Raw genomic sequence first — 14,841 nt, 5'->3', positions numbered from 1 at the left:
GAAGGATGATCCGATGATCCGCGTCGCCACCGTTCCGTTCCAGAACACTCTGTCGCAGGCCATCCAGCGTGCGCAGAGCAAGCTGGCCGCGACCCAGACCCAGCTCAACACCGGCAAGAAGGCGTCGACTTTGGCGGGGCTTGGCACCGATGCGGCGCGGACTCTGTCGGCACGCACCGTACTCGCGCGCCAGGAATCGCAATCCGCATCGGCGACGCGGCTCGGGACGACCTTGTCGTTGTACGATGCCAACATCACGTCGATCGATACCGGCGCGACCGATCTCCGGCAGAGTATCCTGACCGCGATCGGGACGGGGAGTGGGGCTGGGCTCCAGGCCTCGATCGACAGCGCATTCGGGCAGTTCCGGACCGCGCTGAATGCGACCGACGGCAGCGGACCGCTGTTCGGCGGGTCGCAGACCGGTGACGTGCCGTTCAAGCCAGCGACGCTTGCCGACACGATCGGTGCCACCCCCGCGACCGCGTTCGCCAACGATCTGGTCCGCGCCTCGGCGCGCGTCGCCGAAGGCACCGACCTGACGTACGGCGTGGTCGCCAGCGATCTCGGCAGCACGATGCTGGCCGCGTTCCGCACGCTGGCCGAGGCAGGGACGATCGGCGACAAGATGACCGCGGCGCAAAAGGATGCGCTCGGCACCGCGGTCAACCAGATCGCGACCGCGCTGACCGGCGTACGCGCGGTCAATGCCGAGAATGGGCGCAAGCAGTCGCAGGTCGAGACGCTGGCGACGCGCGGCGAAGAGCGTGCGACGCTGCTCAAGGATTCGATCTCGCGTGTCGAGGACGCCGATTTCGGCCAGATCTCGACCGATCTCGCGCAGCAGCAGAGCGTGCTGAAGGCGAGTTATTCGGTGTTCGGCCAGCTGACGAGCATGAGCCTGGTCGACTATCTGAAATAGGGTGGGCGACGGTTAGGGACTGAATGCCGATCCTCCCCCGCGAGGGGGAGGTGGCAGGCGCAGCCTGACGGAGGGGGAGGGATGCGGCGACCATCGTTTCGCGTGCCGCCCCCTCCGTCGCCTTTGGCGCCACCTCTCCCTGGCGGGGGAGGATTTTGAGGGCGGTCGACATTCAGTTTGGCGCGCCGGTTCAGCTTATTTTCCCGGGACGCCGGACTCTTGGGTTTTGCTCAGGGAAGCTCGATTTCGGCCTCCACGGTGTCCCAAACCGACAGACTGCGGATTGCGAAACTGTGGACCCCCGAACCAGTAGACGGCTACCATTTTCGGCCAAGTAAGACTTGTTTCCCCGCGAAGGCGGGGATCCAGACTGGGCTCCCGCCTTCGCGGGAGAACACGGAAGGGCGTGGTGCCGTACGATCGCGGACTCGTACTTGTTCGAGGGGGACAGGAACCGAGACAGTCCGGGGCGACGGGATGATTTTAAGGTCGTCACGCCCTCACCCGCTAAATATCTATCCGTTTTGGTATAGCACGGCCGCTGATACTTAGGCGCGCCCTCCGTATCAGCCCGCCTTCGTCGGATGGCTCATCGCCGCGCTGCCCTGGTCGAGCAGATCGCCGAACGCGCCCGCCGGGCTGGCGGCGGGGAGGGCGGCCATCGCGTTGCTCAGCGTCGCCGGATCGATCGAGCCCGACTGCGCGGTCAGCGTCGCGAACGCCGAGCCAGTCGGCAGCGTTTCGAACGCGCGGCCATACCGGCTGCGCAGCGCGGCGAGGTCGGATTCGCGGCCGAGCATCGCGAGCGCGATCGCCTGGCGCAGGACGATCGCCTGACCGACTTCGCTCAACGCACTGCGACCGGCGCCGGGCAGCGATTTCGGCAAGGCCTGCTCGCCGACCGCGGCAAGACGCGCCCAGTCGTGCGCGCGCCAATATAGCTCGGCAGTCAGCGCACCGCCGCCCGGCACATCCTCGACGGTCGCCAGCGCCTCGGCGGATTTGCCGAGCAGTTGCAGCGCGGCGGCCTCGACCCGGCGTCGATCGGCCAGGGTATCGGGCGGATAGGCGAGGATGTCGGTGCCCCGCAGCGTGCGGATCGCGGCGTCGGGTGTGCCGGCGAGGATCTGCAGGCTGGCGATGCGGACGGTCAGCGGACCGCGCTCGACGTCGCTGGCCTGCGTGTCGAGGCGGTGATCGAGCAGATCGGCGGCGCGACCGTAAAGCCCCGCGGCCTGGAGCCTGTTGACGAGGTTTTCGACGAGCTGGTTGCCGACCGGGCCGGCGGGCGCGATGTCGCGATAGTCCCAGAACATCCCGGCGGCCTGGACCAGCGACAGCGCCGAGCCGGGCGCGAGCGCCTGCGCCAGTTGAGTCTGGAGTTGCGCCACGAGTGGACCGGAGGCCGCGCCGAGATCGAAATAGCGGAACAGCGTCGCGCCGCTCGCGAGCATGCGACCGGTATCGTGCGTGGCGGTCGCGAGGCGAACCGACAGCTCGAGCGCGCGGCGTTCGATCCTGTCGCCGCGCCAGGTGAACAGCAGCGTCTCGAGCTGGCGGGTCGCTTCGCCGACCGGCAGCGTGTGCGACGCGACACCGTTCTCGATCGTCGCCAGGCGGGCATCGGCTTGCTCGACGTCATCGCCGCTCAGAATGACGCGGTCGAGACGAAGTCGCGCCGGCTGCATCTGGCCGAGCAGCGCATAGGCCTTGCCGCGGAGCAGATTGGCGGCGGGATCGTCGTCGGGCACCGCGTTCAGCCACGCCATTGCGGGTGAGGCGCGGCCCAGGTCCAGCGCCGCACTCCCCGCGGCGATGACGAACGGGCGGCGGGCAGCCGACGTCCGGCCCGTGAGCGCGGGCATGGCGCAGCGCAACTGGCCGAGCGCCTCGGCAGCGCGATACGAGTCCGCGAGCGTCCGCATCCGCCAGAGACAGGCTTCCGAATCGCCGAGCAGCGTGTCGTCGCCGAGCATCGTCAGGGCTTCGCTGGTGTGCCGCGCCATCGCGGCTGCAACGCCGCGCGCGCGCATCCACGCGGGGACGAGCGCCAGATCGGGATCGTCGGCGCGCATCACGTCGAGCACGCCGATCGCCTCCGCTGCCAAGCCGCGCGCGATCAGGCTGGTCGCATAGTCCCATCGCAGCGACTGCCGCGTAGCGGGCGTCGCCGCGGCGAGCGAAGCCCAGGTGGCATCGTCGCCCTTGGCCGACCAGGCGGCGGCGCCTGCCGGCAAGGGCCGCTCAGCTAGCGCTGCTGCGAAACCAGGCAGGCGCGCGGGGGCGAGAGTCGTTTTGGGAGATGCGCTGACGAGCGCGGCGGCTCCGATCAGGAGACCGATCACGCGAAGAACACCGCGACAGCCGCACCACCAGCACCACATCCCAGCACGAACAACAGCGCCAGGATTATGCCGGCACGGTTGGTCATCGCCGACGCCAGCGCGCCGGATGTCGCGACGGGCAGCGGGGCCGGCGACGCGGCGGCTGTTCCTGCAGCGGTGCCGTCGATGACGATCGGCGGCGTGTCGCCGCGACGCCGGGACTGCTCGCCGCTGGCGTCGAGCAGTCGGACCTTTCCGGGTTTCTGATCTTGGCTCATGGCGTAAACGTCCCTTATCTTCATCCAATTATAGGATGTCTGAGCTACCGAGGGGCGTCGTCCCGCGCGAAACATGCTGTTGGCGGGCTATGCGTTGCGAGTAGGATTTTCGATGGCTGCGTTCCGTTCCCTTCTGCACATCGCTGCGGCCGCCGTGGCGATCGTCGCGGCAACCGGCGCGTCGGCGTCGGAAGGCGAGTCGCAGCCGGCGATGGATGCGACGTTCGTGGCGATGCCCGAACTGGTCGTGCCGATCATCGACGGCGATCGCGCGGATGGCCGGCTCAAGATCAAGATCGTGCTGAGGGCGGCGGACGTCACGGCGGCGGCGCGCCTGAAGGCCGCGATTCCGAGCCTTCGCGAGAGTGCGCTTGCGTCTGCGAGCGAGTTCGCACGGCTTCGCGCCTCGCCCTACAAACCGGTCGATGTCGCGCGATTGGCGCAGGACATGACGCGTGTGTTGCGCGGGCGGAACCCGGATGTCGCAAGCGTGCTGGTGGTCGAAGTATCGGCCCGCCCCGCCTGAGCCGTTCGGCGCAGGCGGGCGGTCGAAATTGGGGTCGAAGCTGGGACCGGGTTACTCGGCGATGCGGACGGCGCGGGAAAGCTCCGCTGCGACCCGCGTATTCCAGGTACGCAGGAACGGCGGCGGCCGGACGGCGCCGATCGCCACAGTGGCGGTCCGCGGTTTGATCTCGGCGGTCGGTACGGGAATTGCGGCACCAACCGAGTCGCAGCTCAGCGTGACGAGGTCGCATCCCGCCACCGACGGTTGCAGCAGGAGCAGCAGGCACTCCGCGATTTCGGGATCCTCGCGCGGGCCGATCATCTCGACGACGGTCTCGGGCGTCGTGTCCGGATAGGTCATCGCCTTGGCCGCCGCGGCATCCCACAGCGCCGACGCGTCGTCGATGTTCAGCTGGCACCGCAGCTCATAGAGCGCGTTGTTCACGATCGATCCGATCCGCAAGCCGGATGCCTGTATTGTACCGTCACGTTTGAACCCTTGCTTTTACGCGTATGTCACTAGAAATACTCAATGTTGTTCGAGATATGCAGCAAAATGGGTTTGACGGAAATTAGGTAGTTATACGTAATACGATTTTAATGTCGGGTTGTGACGTTCGAGTAACACAATGAAACGTTACGAAAAAAACCGGGACCGACTTTCGCCGATCCCGGTTCCCGGTAGCCCGCCGACGGTTTGGGGGTGCCGACGAGGCGCCCGCTCCCGTTTTACCGGAAGAGCGACGTGATGGTCTGCGGCGCCTGGTTGGCGATCGACAGAGCCTGCACGCCAAGCTGCTGCTTGACCTGCAATGCCTGAAGCTTCGCCGATTCCTTGGCCAGATCCGCATCGACGAGATTGCCGATGCCGCTTTCGATGGTGTCCGACAGCTTGCTGGTGAACGTCGTCTGGGCGTCGATCTTGCGCGATGCCGAACCCAGATCGCTGAGCTTGCCGTTAAGCGACTTGCTCAGTGTATCGAGGGTATCGACCATCTTCTTGGACGTTGCCGAATCGGTCAGCTCCGAGTTCTGGCCGAGCGTGCCGGTACCGGCGCCGGTCGACTGAGTCTCGGTCGTCGCCAGATCCAGACCCTGGTTGGCAATCGACAACGTGTCGGGGGTGTACGACGTGCCGCTGCCCGTTGCGGTATTCGACAGCGACTGAAGTGCGCTGACTGCGCCACCGCTGCTCTTCAGCAGGTTGGTGCCGTTGAACTCGGACGAGTTGACGATCGTGGTGATCTGATCGCGAAGGGCCTTGAAGTCCTTGTTGTAAGCAGAGCGCGTATCGGTCGAGATGCCGTCATCCGACGCCTGCTTGGCAAGCGTCTTCATCTGGTTGACCACGTCCGAGATCTGCTCCGCCCCTGCGACAGCCACGTCGGTAACGCTCTTCGCCCGGCTGAGCGACGAGCTGACCGCCTTCAGACCGCCCAGATCGCCACGAAGGCCCTGTGCGATGGTGAAAGCTGCCGAATCGTCCTTGGTCGAGCTGACGTTCAGGCCGCTGTTGATGCGGTTCTGAACGGTGGCGAGACCCTTGCTGGTCGCGTTGAGAGCCTGGAGGGCTGCCATTGCGCCAGAGTTGGTGTTGACGGACAATGCCATGATGATTTCCTTCTGGAATAAATACGCTGGCTTCTGCCGACGTGGACCGGTTCGCCGGTCCTCGACAGCCTCGGTGCGAGGCCGGTTCTTTATTCTGGGAAAAAATTCGAGAGTTCGGTCGGGCTTGTCGGAAATTTGGTGGTTAACGAAAGGTTAGCCACCGCGCGGGTTCAGAACGGAAACAGCGCGTCGTAGATCTGCTGGCCCCAGCGGGCCTGCTGCGCACTGCTGAGCTGGCCACGGCCGCCATAGCTGATCTGGGCCTCGGCGATCTGGGTATGGCGAATACTGTCGTCGCGGGCGATATCCTGCGGACGCACGATGCCCGTCACGATCAGTTCGCGCAGTTCGTAGTTCACGCGGATCTGCTGTCGGCCGCGGATCACCAGATTGCCGTTGGGCAGCACATCGGTGACCATCGCCGACATCGTCATGTTGATCGTCTCGCTGCGGCTGATGTTGCCGCTGCCGTTGAACTTCGAGGCGGAGTCGCCTGCGACCAGCTTGGCCGGATCGACCGATCCCGGCAGGATTTTCGCGAGCGGAGCCTGCAGCCCGAGCAGCGCCGACAGACCGGCGGATTCGGACCCGCCCTGGCTGCGCGCGGTGGTGTTGCCGACCACTGCCTTGTCAGCGACGTTGATCCGCACCGTCAGGATGTCGCCCGCACGCGAGGCGCGCTGATCGCCGAGGAACGCGCCCGCGCCGGCGCGGAACAGCGACGCGTTGGGGGCGGATGTCGCCACTGCCGCCGTTCGCCCGCCGATCACGTGCGGCGTCGATCGGCCGAGCGAATCCTCGATCGGCGGGCTGTCGACGGGCAGCGCCTCGGTAAAGGTCGGCGCCTTGCCGACTTCCTTGAGGCGTCCGACCGCGCCGCAACCGGACAATGTCGTGACCGCGAGCGTGAGGCCGGCAAGCGTCAGCACGGGTTTCAGAATAGGGGAAAACATGGAGGTCTCCGGAAGAAAGCTCGGCAGGAAAGGAGAGCGGCTCAGGGCCGCCGATCAGGGCAGGGGGACGTGCACGGCCCCGGAGCCCTCGACGGTTGCGTCGAACGTGCGGTTGGTCGACTGCGCGACGACGCGGACGAGATCGCCCATCCCGCCCGCCGACAGCGCACGGCCGGTCGTGGCAATGACGAGCCCGCGACTGCGCAGGTTGATCGTCACCGGATCGCCGCGTCGGACGAGCCGCGGCGCGACCACGTCCCCCGCGCGCACCACCGCGCCGGCAACCAGGTTCCGCGCAGCCTCACGGCCAGCGGCGACATCGGGTGCGATCGCACCGATCGCGTAGCCGGGGGGGCGGGGCTGCGCCTCGAAGTCGGTGGCGGCGAGGATGTCGCCGCGCGCGACGGCGTGCGACAGGACCGACGTCGCGACCGGTTCGGCCGCGGCCATGACCGGAACCGCGAGGCCGAGGCCGGCGAGGACGACGATCGTCGCGGTGCGGAAGCGCATGGCGATCATCGCATCTGGCTGGAGGTCGCCAGCATCTCGTCGGCGGTCTTCACGACGCGGCTGTTCATCTCATACGCACGCTGCGCGGTGATCAGCGCGGTGATCTCCGAGACCGGGTTGACGTTCGAAGCTTCGACGAAGCCCTGCATGGTCGTGCCGAAGCCGGGATCGCCCGGCGCGGCGATCGTCGCGGTGCCCGAGGCCGAGGTCTCGGTGAAGACGTTGCCGCCCTGCGCCTCGAGACCGGCTTCGTTGATGAACGTCGCGAGCTGGAGCTGACCGACGGTCTGCATCTCGGCGGCACCGGCCACCTTGATCTGGACCAGTCCGGTCTTCGAGATCGCGACGTCGACCGCGTCCGCCGGGATCGTGATCCCCGGCTCGACCGCGTTGCCGTCGGCGGTCACCAGTTCGCCCTGGTCGGACAGCTGGAACGAGCCGTCGCGCGTGTAGCCGGTCTCGCCGCTCGGCAGCTGCATCTGGAAATAGCCGCGGCCCTGGATCGCGACATCGTAGCGATTGCTGGTCTGGTTGGGCGCACCCTGTTCGGTGATCCGGTAGACGCTGCCGGTCTTCACGCCCGAGCCGATCTGGATCCCGGTCGGAATCTTCGCGGTGCCGCTGCTGTCGGTCGAGGAGCCGGCGCGCGTTTCCTGCTGATACAGCAGGTCCTGGAACGCGGCGCGCTGGCGCTTGAACCCGGTGGTGTTCATGTTGGCGATGTTGTTCGAGATGACGTCGACGTTGGTCTGCTGTGCCAGCATCCCGGTGCTGGCGATCGAAAGAGTGCGCATCGCGTGGTCCTTTGCTGAAATTGGCGTTGATTAAGGGGAAGGTCAGCCGAGCTTCGACAGGCGGTCGATCGCGCGTTTGCGCATGTCGTCCATGTCCTGCGAGATCTTCATGCTGGTCTGGTAGGCGCGCAGGATGTCGACCATCGAAGTGGTCTCGACGATCGGCTCGACGTTCGATCCCTCGATACCGCCGGTCCGTAGCTTGGTCTCGTTGGCAGCCAGTTCGCGCCCCCCGGTGGCGGTCATCAGCCCGTCGCCGCGCGGGGTGACGCCGCGCTCGTCGTCGAACACGGTCACCGCGATCCGGCCGACCGGGCCGGCCTTGCCCATGACCGAGCCATCGTTGCCGATCGAGAGCGTCGGCAGATCCTCGGGCGTGACCGCGATCGGCTTGCCGCCCTCGCCGAGAATGCGCTGGCCGCCCGCATTGGTCAGTTCGCCGGCCTCGTTGACCTTGACGAAGCCCGCGCGCGTGAAGGCGGTGCCGCCATCGGGGGCCTCGACCGAGAGATAGCCGGGGCCGTCGATCATCAGGTCGAGCGGGTTGCCCGTCGACTGGAACGCGCCCGCGCTGGTGTCGTGCATCGCGCCCATGTCGAGCACGAACGAGGTCGTCCGCGTGATGTCGGGCGTGCTCTCCTTCTGCTGCTCGACGAATTCGCGGAACACCGGGCGTTCGCGCTTGAACCCGGCGGTGCTCATGTTCGCCATGTTGTTGGCGGCGACGTCCAGGCGGCGACGCAGCGCCTGCTCCTGGCTCAGCAATATAAAGGAGGAGATGTCCATCGGGGCCTGGTCCAAATTTTCCGCATTATCGGCGCCGGTAGGCAAATTCTGCCTGCCGTCTCTCCTATAATAGGCTGGTACGAGGGGTGCCGGTTGGCGCTTCCCCTCGAAATCGCGAGCACCGGCAGCGCCGGGACCAAGGGGACGACGATCGTGGCGACTAAGGAAACGGCGCAGGACATCGGTGACGACACCGATGGCAATGCGGGCGAGGGTGACGCCGTCGCCGCGGCAACCAAACCCAAGCGCGGCAAGAAGAAGATGATCGTGCTCGCAGCGGTCGGCGGCGTGCTGCTGCTCGGCGGTGGCGGCGCGGGCTATATGATGCTCGGCGGCAAGCCGGCGGCGGCGCATGATGGCGCCGCTGCCGAGACCGAAACCGCCGACAGTGAGGGTTCGGGCGAGGGCGCGGGCCACGAGGCGGCGGCGCCGCTCGATGTTCCGCCGATGCTCGTCAATTTGCGCTCGGCCGATGGTGCTCCGCATTTCCTCAAGGTCCACGTCATGCTCGTCCCCGGCGCGAAATCGAACGTCGAGGCGCTGAAGACCGATCTGCCGGTGTTGCTCGACGCGTATCAGCCGTTCCTGCGCGAACTGCGCCCCGAGGATCTGTCCGGGTCCGCGGCGGTGTTTCGGATCAAGGAAGAATTGCTGATCCGCGCGCGCACGACGATCGGTGCAGACAAGGTGAAGGACGTCCTCGTGCAGGATCTGGTGCAGCAATGAGCGACGATTTCGAAGACCTCGAAGACTTTTCGCTGCCCGACCCGCCGACTGCGGAGCTTGGCGGCGCGGCGTTCGACCAGGCCGGCATCGACGCGCTGTTCGGCACGTCCGGCGGCCCCGAGAAACCCCGCAGCGGCCTCAAGGCGGTCATCGAATCCGACGTCATCAGCTATGAACGGCTGCCGATGCTGGAGGTCGTGTACGACCGGCTGGTCCGGACTTTCGCGACGTCGATGCGCAACCTGACCTCGGACGCGATCGACGTCAGCCTTGAGGACATGAGCTCGATCCGGTTCGGCGATTTCGTCAACCGGCTCGCGCTGCCGGCGATGATCGGCGTGTTCCGCGTCGAGGAGTGGCGCAACTACGGCCTCATCACGGTCGAGCCGAGCCTGATCTATTCGGTGGTCGATGCGCTGCTTGGCGGACGCCAGAGCGGCAACCGATCGATGATCGACGGGCGCGCGTTCACCGGAATCGAAGTCGGGCTGGTGTCGCGGATGCTCGAACTCGCGCTCGCCGATCTCAGTGCGGCGCTGCAACCGATCGTCGCGACGACGATGAAGCTCGAGCGGATCGAGACGAGTCCGCGCTTCGCCTCGATCGCCGGGCCGACCAACATCTGTACCGCCGCCACGCTGCGCGTCGACATGGACGGCCGCGGCGGCTGTTTCAGTGTGCTGCTGCCGTATGCGACGATCGAGTCGGTTCGCTACCGGTTCGGCCAGCGCTTCATGGGCGATACCGATGGCCCGGAAAACGTCTGGGGGGCGCACATGGCGGCCGAATTGCGCAAGACCGAGGTCGCGGTCGACGTCGTGCTCGGCGAGGCGACGATGAGCTTGGGCGATGTCCGGTCGCTGCAAGTCGGCCGGACGATCGCGCTCGGCACGCGGCCCGACGACCTGCTCGGGATCCAGGTCGGCGGGGTTTCGCTCGGCAGCGCGCAGATCGGGCAACGTCGCAACAATATCGCGGTCCGTCTCGCGACCGATATCGTCAGGGGAGCAGGCGCATGAACTTTTCGACGGTCGCGAACATCGCGACGATCATCCTGTGCGCGGCGGTGCTGGTGCAGAGCGTGCGGATGATGCGGTCGCTGAAGGCGGTGCGCGGTGGCGCGATCGCCGATGTGGTCGAGGCGCTCGACCGCTCGACCGGGCAGGCGCGCATGGTCCTGTCCGAACTGCGCGATGCGCTGGGCGAATGCGCCCACAGCGCGCGCGCGGTGGCCGAGGGCAAGGCGATCGCCGACGAACTGACGGTGATGATCGGGATCGCCAACGCGTCCGCCGATCGCATGGCGGACGCCGCCGATGCGGCGCGTCGCCAGCAGACCGGGGACTATAGCGCCGCCGATCACAACGCAGGGGGCTGGGCATGATCGGGCGTCCTTCGTTGTTGATGCTGACCGCGGCGTCGGCGGCGGTGGCGATGGTCGGCAATGCCGTCGGGCTGGCGGCGATGCCGAGCGGCGCGCAGGCGGCGGGATCGCCGGCCAGCTCGCGACTGGGCGTGGCGATCGCCGACGATCTCGGCGCGCGCGACCAGGCGGCGGTGCGGCGTGGTCGCGCGCTCGACATGCGCGAGCAGGCGGTCCGCGCGACCGAAGCGCGGCTCAAGGCGGATGCCGGCAGCCGACAGGACGCGGCAACGGCGGCACCTGCCCAGCCGAGTTCGCCGGGCGCGCCGGCCGGGGCGACGCCGCCGACGGATCAATATGACGATCTGGCGCGGATCTATCAGGCGATGAAGCCCGCCTCCGCGGCGCTGGTCCTCGAACAGCTCGATCTCGACGTGCAGATGCGGGTCGCGCAACGCATGCGCGAACGCTCGACCGCGATGGTGCTGGCGGCGATGACGCCGCGTGGCGCAGCGGCGCTGACGATGGCGCTGGCGCGGCGCGATGCCCGGCGTCCGCCGAGCGCGGTCAGGCCTGCGGGGGCGGCGTTGTCGAAGCGCTGAACCGCAGCGGCAGACGGATGACACGAAAAAGGGGAGCGTACCGGACCGGTACGCTCCCCTTTTTTACGGGCGGCGGGTTGTCGCTCGGTCGCGTGTCAGATTTCGGCGCGGTCGGAGGCGAAGCGAACCGATCGGTCGGTCTGCCACGCCGATACCTCGGCGAACGACAGCATCTCGAGGAAGGCGAAGCCGACGCTCTCGCCGTTCGACCAGCGCATCCGCGCACGACGCGGTGAAAGGCCCGGAATCGTGATCCGGACTTCGCTGTCGCGGGGCAGGGGGCTGGCGATCAGAATCCGGCATCCCGATTGCGACAGATCGCACAGCACCGAGGCCGACAGCGTTCCCAGATGCCAGAGCACGGTGGGGCAGTTGGCGGCGATGCGCGGCGTACGGGCGATGATCGCCGAGGTGTCCGGGACCGTGCCGAGTACCGCGTCGATCACGATCGGGTCGTCGAGCTGCAACCCGGCCAGCCCATCGCGCGCCCAGGCGACCCGCGCGTCGACCGCTTGCAGGTTGCGCAGTTCGACGCGGACGCGATCGTCCTCGGCCAAGACGGTCGAGCATTCGATCATCATCCCCGTCTGCGACAGGTTGCGGACGCGGCAGACGTGATCGATCCCCGCGGCCTCCAGACGTGCGACCAGGAGGATCGTCATCAGCCGCGTCTCGCGCCGTCCGAACGTGCCACCGGCAGGTTCGACGTGATGGAGTCCGGACGCTCCGGTTGCGTGGACCGGGCTCGACGTTTCGGGAGGCGGAACGATCATGACCTGTGTCCTTCAGGACGGTTCGGCACGCGTGATCGCGGCGCGGCGTACGATGCCCGGGCCGAAAGCCTCGGGGGCGGCGGTCATCACGACCTTACGCAACGCGGCGATGTCGGGCAGCATCCCGTCGGGACCGGCGGCGAGCGGCGTGCGATAGGTCCGCAGGTTGATCGCGTGGAGCAGCAGCGGCAGCCGCGCGGCGACCAGCGCGCCGTCGTCGACCGACACCTGCAATTCGACATCGAACGAGACATAGCCCGCCAGGCGACCATCGCCAAACACCAGGGGCGCGACGATCTTCTCCGCCTTGACGAACGTCAGGTCCGGAACCGACGTCTCGTGCGCGTCCGCCTTGCCGTGAGCAGGCCCGAGTATCGCCCGCGTCGCGAACGCGGCACCGCCGCCGACGCCGGTACCGGCAATGAGAACGGCGAGCGGGAACAGGATCTTTTTCATCGCAAGGGTCCTAGAACCGGAAGCTGGCGTCGCTCGGCAGGGAGGCGGCCGCCCCCTTGACGACGATCGTTATACGGCGGTTTTCGGGCCGGGTCGGCTGGTCGGGATAGACCGGGCGGGTGTCCGCCATCGCCACCATCTCGGCGAACCGGCCGGGCGCGAGCCCCGCGCCGATCATCGCCGAGCGCGCGGCGATCGCGCGTTCGCCCGACAACCGCCAGCTCGAATCGTCGCTGCCGCTGCCGTCGCCGTCGGTGTGCCCCTCGATCGCGATCTGCGCGTCCGAGCGCGCGAGTTTGCCCGCGACGCGCGCCATCATGTCTCTCGCATACGGGTTGAGCGTCGCGGTGCCGACCTTGAACATCGATCGCTTGGCGGTGTCCATCAGGCTGATCCGCAGGCCGTCGCGGTCGTCCTCGACGCGCATCGCCTTGTGGCCGTCCTCGGCGGGCGGCAGGCTGTCGATCGCGACGCGGAGTTCCTGCGCGAGGACGCGCAGCGACGCATCGGGAATATTCGCGGTACCGCCGCGCGCAGTGCCGGCGGTCGCGGCATTGGCGCTCGGCTGACCGGTCGGCGTGCCGGTCGCGCTGGCCTGGCTACGGCTGCCATGACCGCCCGCGCCCGGCATCGAGCCGATCCCGCTGGCCGATGCGGTCGCATCCGACGTCTGCGACATCGCGGTGGCGGCGGGCGAGAAATATTCCGCCAGCCCCTTCAGGCGTTGCTTGTCCGGATTGCTGATCAGCCAGAGCAGCATGAAGAACGCCATCATCGCGGTCACGAAATCGGCGTACGCGACCTTCCACGCGCCGCCGTGATGCGCTGCGGCGGTCTTCTTGATCTTGCGGATGATGATCGGGCGGGTGTTGGCACCGGCGACGGCCATGGTCAGGCGGCCTGCGCGGTGAGGGCGTGCGCGGCGAGGTCGTGCGCGGTTGGGGCGTGCGGCATCGCCGCGAGCGCCAGCGCGGCGTGGAGCCGGCCCTGGATCGCGCTCAAGCGGACCGGCGCGATCGCGGCGTCGGGCGTGATGCCACCCGCGACGCGGTCGAGCACCGCGGCGCTTTCGTCGGCGCTCTGCACGATCAGGTCGAACACCTGAAGCTGGTCGATGTGCCGCATCACGAAGTCCTCGTCGCCGACCAGCGTCTCGGCGAGTTGCTCGACGAGCGCACTGATGCGACGCAGTTCGCTCGCCAGAGCGATGTGCAGGGCCGCATGGGAAGGGGACTGGATCATGATGCGCGCACTCTGGTTGTCTGGCGGGGTGGGTGGGGAAGTCCGAACACGTCCGGACGTCAGAAGAGTTCGAGTTCGCCTTCGGATTCGGGCATCGGCGGACGGACGATCGGACGGACCGGCACGGCTTCGGCGACGCAGGTCGATCGTGCCTTGCCCTCGAACGGCAGGAACTCGATCTTCCGCGCGCAGACGCCGCCGACATCGACATGGCCGATCGCGAAGCCCTCGGTCTCGATGAAGCGGCGCGCGAACGCGGCGTTGTCCTGGCCGATCCCGCCGAGCCCGGCGATGATCTTGGCGCCGCCATAGATGTGCGCGCGCAGTCGCGACCGCATCGCGCCCTTCTTCATCATCGCGTTGATAAGCAGCTCCATCGCGTGGACGCCGTAGCGCTGGCGGTCCTGGATCCCGACGGCATGACCCGCTTCCGGCTCACCGAGCAGGAAATGGTTCATGCCGCCGACCCGCGCCTTGGCGTCGTACAGGCACACCGCGATGCACGAGCCGAGCAACGTCGTCAGCATCGTGTCGGGCTCGGCCATCGCCATGTGGTCGCCCTGGATAAGGGGGATCCTGCGCATGCCGATCAGGCCAACGCGCCGAAGACGCGCTCGATCTTTTCCTTCAGCGCGGCCGGGGCGAACGGCTTGACGAGATAGTTGTTCACGCCGAGCGCCGCGGCCTTCTGGACGATCTCGCGATCGGACGAGCCGGTGAGCATGATGAACACCGTCTTGCCGATCACCGGATCGTTGCGCACTTCCTCGAGGAACTGCAGACCGTCCATGTCGGGCATGTTGTAGTCCGAGATGATGAGATGCACGCGGTCGCTCCTGACCGCCGCGAGCGCTTCGGGCGCACCGCCCTTGTCGCGCACGTCGCGAAATCCCAGGTCCTGAAGGGACCGGCGGATCATCGCGCGCATACTGGCCTGATCGTCCACGACCATGACCTTGATTTGAGATGCAGCCGGCATCGTCTTCCAATCCCT

General features: G+C 67.3%; 20 protein-coding genes. 6 read left to right on the top strand and 14 right to left on the bottom strand.

What is annotated here, in order from left to right; translation table 11 throughout:
- Nucleotides 1–13: 13 nt before the first annotated feature.
- Nucleotides 14–922 (top strand): flagellin, encoded by a 909-nt coding sequence (locus C8J43_RS00785; RefSeq protein WP_056055650.1) that lies wholly within the window; start codon nucleotides 14–16, stop codon nucleotides 920–922.
- 566 nt (nucleotides 923–1,488) lie between these two features.
- Here C8J43_RS00785 and C8J43_RS00780 read toward each other — a convergent pair.
- Together C8J43_RS00780 and C8J43_RS00775 are read right to left on the bottom strand one after the other, a co-directional pair.
- Complete coding sequence (locus tag C8J43_RS00780) at nucleotides 1,489–3,267, bottom strand: hypothetical protein (protein WP_133029364.1); 1,779 nt, start codon at nucleotides 3,265–3,267, stop codon at nucleotides 1,489–1,491.
- The gene (locus C8J43_RS00775; RefSeq protein ID WP_133029363.1) at nucleotides 3,264–3,524 is read right to left on the bottom strand and encodes a hypothetical protein; all 261 of its coding nucleotides are present in this window, start codon (nucleotides 3,522–3,524) and stop codon (nucleotides 3,264–3,266) included. Before C8J43_RS00775 ends, C8J43_RS00780 begins: the two co-directional genes overlap by 4 nt.
- A 112-nt stretch (nucleotides 3,525–3,636) precedes the next feature.
- On the opposite strand from C8J43_RS00775, the gene C8J43_RS00770 reads away from it, so the two are divergent.
- Nucleotides 3,637–4,050 (top strand): hypothetical protein, encoded by a 414-nt coding sequence (locus C8J43_RS00770; RefSeq protein ID WP_060527510.1) that lies wholly within the window; start codon nucleotides 3,637–3,639, stop codon nucleotides 4,048–4,050.
- A gap of 51 nt (nucleotides 4,051–4,101) precedes the next feature.
- On the opposite strand, the gene C8J43_RS00765 is transcribed toward C8J43_RS00770, so the two are convergent.
- The 6 genes from C8J43_RS00765 to C8J43_RS00740 form a co-directional block, all read right to left on the bottom strand.
- Nucleotides 4,102–4,494: a hypothetical protein gene (locus tag C8J43_RS00765; RefSeq protein WP_133029362.1), complete on the bottom strand. Its 393-nt coding sequence runs from the start codon at nucleotides 4,492–4,494 to the stop codon at nucleotides 4,102–4,104.
- A gap of 266 nt (nucleotides 4,495–4,760) precedes the next feature.
- Nucleotides 4,761–5,642, bottom strand: a complete 882-nt coding sequence (locus tag C8J43_RS00760; protein ID WP_056055662.1) for a flagellin — start codon at nucleotides 5,640–5,642, stop codon at nucleotides 4,761–4,763.
- A gap of 170 nt (nucleotides 5,643–5,812) precedes the next feature.
- Nucleotides 5,813–6,595, bottom strand: a complete 783-nt coding sequence (gene flgH, locus C8J43_RS00755) for a flagellar basal body L-ring protein FlgH (RefSeq protein ID WP_133029361.1) — start codon at nucleotides 6,593–6,595, stop codon at nucleotides 5,813–5,815.
- Between the two features lie 54 nt (nucleotides 6,596–6,649).
- Nucleotides 6,650–7,114, bottom strand: a complete 465-nt coding sequence (gene flgA, locus C8J43_RS00750; RefSeq protein WP_243645350.1) for a flagellar basal body P-ring formation chaperone FlgA — start codon at nucleotides 7,112–7,114, stop codon at nucleotides 6,650–6,652.
- Entirely contained in the window at nucleotides 7,111–7,899 is a 789-nt protein-coding gene (gene flgG, locus C8J43_RS00745) for a flagellar basal-body rod protein FlgG (protein WP_133029360.1), read from the bottom strand. Before flgG ends, flgA begins: the two co-directional genes overlap by 4 nt.
- A 42-nt stretch (nucleotides 7,900–7,941) precedes the next feature.
- Nucleotides 7,942–8,685 carry a flagellar hook-basal body complex protein gene (locus C8J43_RS00740; protein WP_056055666.1) on the bottom strand — a complete coding sequence of 248 codons (744 nt, stop codon included), beginning with the start codon at nucleotides 8,683–8,685 and terminating at the stop codon, nucleotides 7,942–7,944.
- Between the two features lie 93 nt (nucleotides 8,686–8,778).
- Here C8J43_RS00740 and C8J43_RS00735 point away from each other — a divergent pair, with 93 nt between their 5' ends.
- From C8J43_RS00735 to C8J43_RS00720, 4 genes are read left to right on the top strand one after another with little or no spacing between them, the layout of a single operon-like run.
- A complete protein-coding gene (locus C8J43_RS00735) occupies nucleotides 8,779–9,411 on the top strand; it encodes a flagellar basal body-associated FliL family protein (RefSeq protein ID WP_347812492.1) in 633 nt (210 codons plus the stop codon).
- Nucleotides 9,408–10,430, top strand: coding sequence for a flagellar motor switch protein FliM (gene fliM, locus C8J43_RS00730; protein WP_056055669.1), 1,023 nt, complete (start codon nucleotides 9,408–9,410; stop codon nucleotides 10,428–10,430). Before C8J43_RS00735 ends, fliM begins: the two co-directional genes overlap by 4 nt.
- Nucleotides 10,427–10,795, top strand: coding sequence for a DUF6468 domain-containing protein (locus C8J43_RS00725; protein WP_207893300.1), 369 nt, complete (start codon nucleotides 10,427–10,429; stop codon nucleotides 10,793–10,795). Before fliM ends, C8J43_RS00725 begins: the two co-directional genes overlap by 4 nt.
- On the top strand, nucleotides 10,792–11,376 hold the full coding sequence (locus C8J43_RS00720; protein ID WP_133029359.1) for a hypothetical protein: 585 nt from the start codon (nucleotides 10,792–10,794) through the stop codon (nucleotides 11,374–11,376). The genes C8J43_RS00725 and C8J43_RS00720 overlap by 4 nt, the downstream gene beginning before the upstream one ends.
- A gap of 95 nt (nucleotides 11,377–11,471) precedes the next feature.
- On the opposite strand, the gene C8J43_RS00715 is transcribed toward C8J43_RS00720, so the two are convergent.
- From C8J43_RS00715 to C8J43_RS00690, 6 genes are read right to left on the bottom strand one after another with little or no spacing between them, the layout of a single operon-like run.
- Complete coding sequence (locus C8J43_RS00715) at nucleotides 11,472–12,149, bottom strand: PilZ domain-containing protein (protein ID WP_133029358.1); 678 nt, start codon at nucleotides 12,147–12,149, stop codon at nucleotides 11,472–11,474.
- 12 nt (nucleotides 12,150–12,161) lie between these two features.
- Complete coding sequence (locus C8J43_RS00710; RefSeq protein ID WP_133029357.1) at nucleotides 12,162–12,605, bottom strand: hypothetical protein; 444 nt, start codon at nucleotides 12,603–12,605, stop codon at nucleotides 12,162–12,164.
- Between the two features lie 10 nt (nucleotides 12,606–12,615).
- Nucleotides 12,616–13,494 (bottom strand): flagellar motor protein MotB, encoded by an 879-nt coding sequence (locus tag C8J43_RS00705; protein ID WP_056055686.1) that lies wholly within the window; start codon nucleotides 13,492–13,494, stop codon nucleotides 12,616–12,618.
- Nucleotides 13,495–13,496: 2 nt separating this feature from the next.
- Nucleotides 13,497–13,847, bottom strand: a complete 351-nt coding sequence (locus C8J43_RS00700; protein WP_207893299.1) for a hypothetical protein — start codon at nucleotides 13,845–13,847, stop codon at nucleotides 13,497–13,499.
- A gap of 59 nt (nucleotides 13,848–13,906) precedes the next feature.
- Nucleotides 13,907–14,431: a chemotaxis protein CheD gene (locus C8J43_RS00695; RefSeq protein ID WP_056055689.1), complete on the bottom strand. Its 525-nt coding sequence runs from the start codon at nucleotides 14,429–14,431 to the stop codon at nucleotides 13,907–13,909.
- Between the two features lie 5 nt (nucleotides 14,432–14,436).
- Nucleotides 14,437–14,826, bottom strand: coding sequence for a response regulator (locus C8J43_RS00690; RefSeq protein ID WP_056055692.1), 390 nt, complete (start codon nucleotides 14,824–14,826; stop codon nucleotides 14,437–14,439).
- Nucleotides 14,827–14,841 lie beyond the last annotated feature (15 nt).

The organism is Sphingomonas sp. PP-CE-1G-424, assembly GCF_004341085.1.
GTDB lineage: Bacteria > Pseudomonadota > Alphaproteobacteria > Sphingomonadales > Sphingomonadaceae > Sphingomonas.
Note: the sequence above shows the minus strand (reverse complement) of the source record. Positions and strands in the feature narration are given on the sequence as shown.

Coding starts and splice junctions, on each gene's coding strand:
- C8J43_RS00705 (WP_056055686.1), bottom strand. CDS start 13,494: ATGGCCGTCGCCGGTGCCAACACCCGCCCGATCATCATCCGCAAGATC.
- C8J43_RS00740 (WP_056055666.1), bottom strand. CDS start 8,685: ATGGACATCTCCTCCTTTATATTGCTGAGCCAGGAGCAGGCGCTGCGT.
- C8J43_RS00700 (WP_207893299.1), bottom strand. CDS start 13,847: ATGATCCAGTCCCCTTCCCATGCGGCCCTGCACATCGCTCTGGCGAGC.
- C8J43_RS00710 (WP_133029357.1), bottom strand. CDS start 12,605: ATGAAAAAGATCCTGTTCCCGCTCGCCGTTCTCATTGCCGGTACCGGC.
- flgH (WP_133029361.1), bottom strand. CDS start 6,595: ATGTTTTCCCCTATTCTGAAACCCGTGCTGACGCTTGCCGGCCTCACG.
- C8J43_RS00720 (WP_133029359.1), top strand. CDS start 10,792: ATGATCGGGCGTCCTTCGTTGTTGATGCTGACCGCGGCGTCGGCGGCG.
- C8J43_RS00690 (WP_056055692.1), bottom strand. CDS start 14,826: ATGCCGGCTGCATCTCAAATCAAGGTCATGGTCGTGGACGATCAGGCC.
- C8J43_RS00775 (WP_133029363.1), bottom strand. CDS start 3,524: ATGAGCCAAGATCAGAAACCCGGAAAGGTCCGACTGCTCGACGCCAGC.
- C8J43_RS00770 (WP_060527510.1), top strand. CDS start 3,637: ATGGCTGCGTTCCGTTCCCTTCTGCACATCGCTGCGGCCGCCGTGGCG.
- C8J43_RS00785 (WP_056055650.1), top strand. CDS start 14: ATGATCCGCGTCGCCACCGTTCCGTTCCAGAACACTCTGTCGCAGGCC.
- C8J43_RS00715 (WP_133029358.1), bottom strand. CDS start 12,149: ATGATCGTTCCGCCTCCCGAAACGTCGAGCCCGGTCCACGCAACCGGA.
- flgA (WP_243645350.1), bottom strand. CDS start 7,114: ATGATCGCCATGCGCTTCCGCACCGCGACGATCGTCGTCCTCGCCGGC.
- C8J43_RS00760 (WP_056055662.1), bottom strand. CDS start 5,642: ATGGCATTGTCCGTCAACACCAACTCTGGCGCAATGGCAGCCCTCCAG.
- C8J43_RS00695 (WP_056055689.1), bottom strand. CDS start 14,431: ATGCGCAGGATCCCCCTTATCCAGGGCGACCACATGGCGATGGCCGAG.
- fliM (WP_056055669.1), top strand. CDS start 9,408: ATGAGCGACGATTTCGAAGACCTCGAAGACTTTTCGCTGCCCGACCCG.
- C8J43_RS00725 (WP_207893300.1), top strand. CDS start 10,427: ATGAACTTTTCGACGGTCGCGAACATCGCGACGATCATCCTGTGCGCG.
- flgG (WP_133029360.1), bottom strand. CDS start 7,899: ATGCGCACTCTTTCGATCGCCAGCACCGGGATGCTGGCACAGCAGACC.